General features: G+C 53.8%; 5 protein-coding genes. All 5 read right to left on the bottom strand.

The genetic code is table 11. The features are described 5' to 3' along the window. Nucleotides 1-198: 198 nt before the first annotated feature. Nucleotides 199-1329: a hypothetical protein gene (locus KR51_RS11465; RefSeq protein WP_022607897.1), complete on the bottom strand. Its 1131-nt coding sequence runs from the start codon at nucleotides 1327-1329 to the stop codon at nucleotides 199-201. 344 nt (nucleotides 1330-1673) lie between these two features. Continuing rightward, nucleotides 1674-2090: a VOC family protein gene (locus KR51_RS11460; protein ID WP_022607896.1), complete on the bottom strand. Its 417-nt coding sequence runs from the start codon at nucleotides 2088-2090 to the stop codon at nucleotides 1674-1676. Between the two features lie 129 nt (nucleotides 2091-2219). After that, nucleotides 2220-2645, bottom strand: coding sequence for a DUF1801 domain-containing protein (locus KR51_RS21305; RefSeq protein ID WP_022607895.1), 426 nt, complete (start codon nucleotides 2643-2645; stop codon nucleotides 2220-2222). A 399-nt stretch (nucleotides 2646-3044) separates the two neighbouring features. After that, nucleotides 3045-3950 (bottom strand): DMT family transporter, encoded by a 906-nt coding sequence (locus KR51_RS11450; protein WP_022607894.1) that lies wholly within the window; start codon nucleotides 3948-3950, stop codon nucleotides 3045-3047. A 259-nt stretch (nucleotides 3951-4209) separates the two neighbouring features. Continuing rightward, nucleotides 4210-5055: calcium-binding protein (locus KR51_RS20985; protein ID WP_022607893.1), on the bottom strand; the 846-nt coding region annotated here is incomplete at its 5' end.

Raw genomic sequence — 5055 nt, 5'->3', positions numbered from 1 at the left:
ATGTTGAGGCGGTATATTGAGCAGCAGGACACCCCGGAGATGGGTGCTTCTGGGGCATCGAGCCCCGTCAGCACCCGCGACTCTCATCCCGGCGCTCACCCTAGCGGGTAGAGCGCGGGGCTTCCCGTCTAAAAGCTAATAAATTTCATCTGCTGGGGAACTGCCGCTCAGATGCAATCCGCAGTTATGGGACGATCGTCAATGGGCCCATTCGGGTGTGGTTTGTTCCAAATCGATCTCAATCGCGCGCCAATGAACTCTTACACGGGTCCAAGTCCCGGCTTCGTCCCCGTTGCGATCGCCCCAGACTTGGAAAGTGCTGACTATTTCACCGGCTGGACGCGAATATGATTGAGCATCGTGCGTGGTGATGTTTGCAGTGTGGCGCGAATTAGCGCGAGGTCTTACCTCAACGATCTTCCAGCCTTTTGGTGCTTTGTAGACTGCTGCCGGAAGGCTCCATTCGCGGACTTCAGTCCAGTCATGCCGTTCTTCCTTTGCATGCATGAAAACCCTAGATAAAATGTCAAATTCACGAATTTCGAACACTCCGCGCACGACAACGCTCATGTGTTCGTCATCGTGCGTATTGAAATCGGCGTCGCCACGACCGACTTTTTTCGGTATGAGATCCGTTCGTCCAACATTGACACGTTCGGAACGCCGTTCTGGCTGCCAAGGTAGGACAATCACTTGAGGCAGCTTGTTCGTAGATTCGTTCCAGGAAGCAACGATTTTGGATACACCTTTTACGTGCAGGTTCTTTGCCATGCCACCGAGATTCAGCGTGACTTGGTAGTGCGTTGTCCGCCCAATTCTATCTTCGGGGATTGGCTGCTGAGCTCCCGATGAATCAATTAAAAAGAATGTGAGTGGTTTTCCTGATGTGTCGGAATGGTCCAAATCGTATCCGTAGACAGCGATCTTTGCCCAGCTTTCCGCGTCAGCGTTAAGGTCAACTGCGTCGGGCGACACCTGACAAAACGCAGGTGGCAAGATCGGTGGATTTTTACCTCTAAGCTTGGCTTTTAGTCGCTGCAATGAGGCTTTCGCACGCCCTGCCAGAAAGTCAACATTGCACCTGAATTCGACTCCCGCGGTCGCAATGCTTCGTGTCGCAAGATTCTGTGCATCATTGCGTATGACTTCAGAAATGTCGTCCGGCAACTCTGAGGCAACGCGTTGAAGAATTGTCTGCCAATTAGCAGACTCAGTGGAAATGTCCTCGATCCCACGATCGAGAACGGCTACAGCATTGTCTATACTTCTAGAGATACCGCATCCGGGCAGCACTGCAAGGATGAGCATTACTGCAATCGATCTTAGCATCGGCCTGCTCTTTAATGAACGATTATTACTAGTTAACGTTCAGATAATGTCCAGGAGGCAAGCCGCAGCAGGTAGAAGAGAGATTGTAGATTTTGAGCCGCTCTTGGCTCATGCCCCAACCTAGGGTTAGTGATGGCTTGCTTGTCAAAAGCATAACCGATCGCATACAAATGAGCTGGCTTCTGAAACAACTCTTCAATCAAGGCGATGATAATAGAGAATGAGCAGAAACCTAACACTAAGTTAAGCCGCGCTTGAATCTGACCAACTGTAATGCAAGTAAAAGAACGACAAAATCAAGCATCCGCTTCATCGCCTTGATCGGCATCAGTGGCGAGTCACACTCACTCCTCAAAGTTCATGTACTTGGCAACAAAATCCGGTGAAGGCTCACAGTCGGAACTAACATCCACAAGTAGTCTATCCGGATCGACGGTAAGGAATCGACGTCGACCGTACTCCTCATTACGTGGCTCTTGGATAATTTCCAAGCCCATAGCGACAGCTCTCTGATAAATCTCATCGCTATCTGGTACTATGAACGCAATACTAGTTCCCTTAGGCCGTTCTTGAAAAGCTTTTGGAATCAATTCATGTTCGCGTGGTTGAAGTATTAACTTGAGCGATTCGTTTGAAGGAGATGAAAGCTGGCAAATCCACTCTGCTTCAAAAATCGGTTGTAAACCTAATAGCTCGCGATAAAAATTCCTAGATGCAGTTAGATCGTCAACGTAAATTGCAGCGATCATCTCGGTTACCATCAGTTTTCCCTCAAATTTTGTAGATTTTCTTGCGACTATCGGTTGAAATTCAGCGACCCAACTGTGCGCGAAGCGCACGATTTGGTCTACTGCAATGTTTTGTTAGGCGGATTGCCCATTCAAAGCTTCTTACCTAAATCTGTCGAGATTCTTGTTTTGGTGATACAGCAGTGCAGAAGCAACGCATTCTGAAAGCTTGTCAACTGGAACAGCCGAGTCACGTTGAAATACGATGGCTCGATTCCCCTGGAATTCGAGGTCTTCGGGATACCTCTCGCGAAACGTAGCGACCAAGTTGGTCTGGCAGTGGAAGAGCATTGCGTAGGAATTGGGCTCTGACGGTTTCCAAGTAAGTCGAATCGTGGTTCCACTCTTCGTTTGGGATGTCAAGTACGCCGGCTCACCCCATTTCAAAGCCTCTTCGAGGTCGCCGACTCCTTCCAGGGAAGCCGCGACCTCGAAGATCAGCTCGCGAAGGGAAAGAAGCTTGTTGCGAATTTCCTGGGGATATCCATCGTACACCGCGTGGACTTGGGGATCTGTAAAAGGCTTCATCTTCCCTTCTTACCTTGCCTGGGCTGCCTAATGTATAGCGTATACGGGCAGGCACGCTACGCGTTGATTTCAGTTCCTCCAGATTCGTTGCTCCGGTTCACGCACTGGATAGATTGCTTTCGTACCTGACTTTTCCCGTTATCTTTTGGCGAGTAAAATCGGCAGGTCTTCAGGGTGCTCGACAGCCTTATTATCCCGTTGTGCGATCTCAACAGCCTCAGCTTCTTGGAAATCGATAAAAGGCTTGAAACACTTGCTGTGCGCTTTTTGTAGACTTAGCGAGCAAAGTCAGATCCGAACCCCTTCTCTCAACGCTCCTTCCTCGAAGTCGCTCCTTATTTTCCGATGTCCCTTAAGTAAACGGGCTTCAAACCTAGCTCGCAATAGCAACTGAGGTAGCTAGCATCGATTCACTAGTGACACTCCGCACGCCACCAGCACGCCGCCGCTCAAGAGTGAAGGTGTTAGGGGTTCGCCCAGCACTACCGCTGCCAGGAGCACTGCCGACACGGGAACCAAGTTGATAAAGACAGCCGCCCGCGCCGGCCCGATCGCTTGCAGTCCCTCGTAGTACCAGACGAAAGCTGCCACCGTCCCGAGCACGCCCAAGTATGCCACGCCCAACCAAGCCGACACCGGAATGGTTTGCCAATCCTGCCAGAAGCGATCGCCCAAGGAAGCGAAGAACAGCAGTGGCGTGCCGATTGCGCAAGCATAAGTTGTGGCCACCAGCGGCGACAGAAATTGCAAGACGTACTTCCCAACCAGCGTGTAAACAACCCAGGTTGCCAAGCAGCCGAACAGATAAGCATCGCCGACATCGACGCCCCGGGCGAATAGTGTCAGTGGGTTGCCTTGGGCAATGACGATTCCCGCTCCCAAGAGGGCCGCGATCGCGCCGATCGCCTGCAGCGGTATCAGTTTATCTTTGAAAAGAATTGCCGCCGCGATCGCGATAAAGATCGGATTGGTTGTGACGATTAACGCCGCACGGCTAGCTGGCACCCGCTCCAGCCCGGCAAAAAAAAGCAGGTTGTAGCCGAAAACACCCGTCAGTCCTAAGACAACGACTGGCAGCACCGCCCGACGGGGCAGCGGCGGCACCCGACCCTCAACGCGCACCACCAGCATCGCCAAACACAAGGTCGCGATCGCGTAGCGGCAAAATGCAACCGAAAAGGGAGCGATCGTCTGCACAACCGCGCGGCCGGCAACGAAGGTGCCACCCCAAATCACGGCCAGCGCCGAGAGCTTGAGATAAATCCATTGCAGCTTGCGATCGCCCGAGGTTGGAGGGTTTGCCATCGGCTTCGACGCGGTCGTGGCGTCTTCAGAAAAACTTGCAAACTTCTGTAGCTTAGCGCTCGGTCTTTCGACTTCCGATCGCTGGCATGTATTGGTTGCTGTATTGCCAAACAGGGTCGCTTTTGAATCACGCCATTAAATTGACAATCCCTCAGCTGGGTGCACAATCCCCGAGCGCAGGAAAAAGCCTCCGACTTCAAGGTCGGAGGCTCGATGCGAAGCTGAGACAGCGCCGAGATGGGCAGCAATCTCGGCCCGGTTACACCGTCGTAAAGTAATCAGCCGATAGGGCAAGTGCCGTCGTATCTTCCACAACCCCAATCAAGTCGCTGCCCCGGAAAATCGCCGTGTCTAGAGCTGAAGCACCCCCGAAATTTACGCTTTGGTCGAGGCTGTAATCGCTGAGATTGCCGAAGATTTGGATCGTGTCTTCGATGTCAAAGTCAGTGATTCGGGCCCGACCGGACCCGAGGTAAAACACGCTGCCGAGATCGCCCAGAACGAATGTATCGCTGCCAGCGCCGCCCGTGAGCGTGTCGTGCTCGGAAATACTGTAACCGAAGCCGACCAGCGTATCGTCCCCGGCACCGCCACTCAGCACATCGGTGCCCTGACCGCCGTAGAGGCGGTCGTTGCCGCTCTCGCCGTTTAGGGAGTCATCGCCGTTCCCGCCGGACAGGAAGTCGTTGCCGTGCCAGCCGAACAGGGAGTCGTTGCCGTCCCCACCGTAGAGGCGGTCGTCGCCGTTCCCGCCGGACAGGACGTCGTCGCCGTTCTCGCCGAACAGGGAGTCGTTGCCGATCTCACCGTAGAGGTGGTCGTTGCCGTTCCCACCGGAGAAGAAGTCGTTGCCGTCCCCGCCTTCGAGGCGGTCGTCGCCGTCCTCGCCGTAAAGTCTGTCGATGCCGTTCCCGCCGTACAGGAAGTCGTTGCCGTTGCCGCCCTCTAGGCGGTCGTTGCCGGTCCCGCCGGATAGTCGGTCGTCGCCGTTGCCGCCGTCCAGGATGTCGTTGCCATCATGACCGTACAGGAAGTCGTCGCCGTCGTCGCCATCCAGGAAGTCGAAGTCGTCCTGACCGTAGAGGCGGTCGTCGCCGCTACCGCC

This window comes from Rubidibacter lacunae KORDI 51-2 (genome assembly GCF_000473895.1).
Taxonomy (GTDB): Bacteria; Cyanobacteriota; Cyanobacteriia; order Cyanobacteriales; family Rubidibacteraceae; genus Rubidibacter; species Rubidibacter lacunae.
This window is presented reverse-complemented; position numbering and strand designations above follow the sequence as displayed.

Coding starts and splice junctions, on each gene's coding strand:
- KR51_RS11465 (WP_022607897.1), bottom strand. CDS start 1,329: ATGCTAAGATCGATTGCAGTAATGCTCATCCTTGCAGTGCTGCCCGGA.
- KR51_RS11460 (WP_022607896.1), bottom strand. CDS start 2,090: ATGGTAACCGAGATGATCGCTGCAATTTACGTTGACGATCTAACTGCA.
- KR51_RS11450 (WP_022607894.1), bottom strand. CDS start 3,950: ATGGCAAACCCTCCAACCTCGGGCGATCGCAAGCTGCAATGGATTTAT.
- KR51_RS21305 (WP_022607895.1), bottom strand. CDS start 2,645: ATGAAGCCTTTTACAGATCCCCAAGTCCACGCGGTGTACGATGGATAT.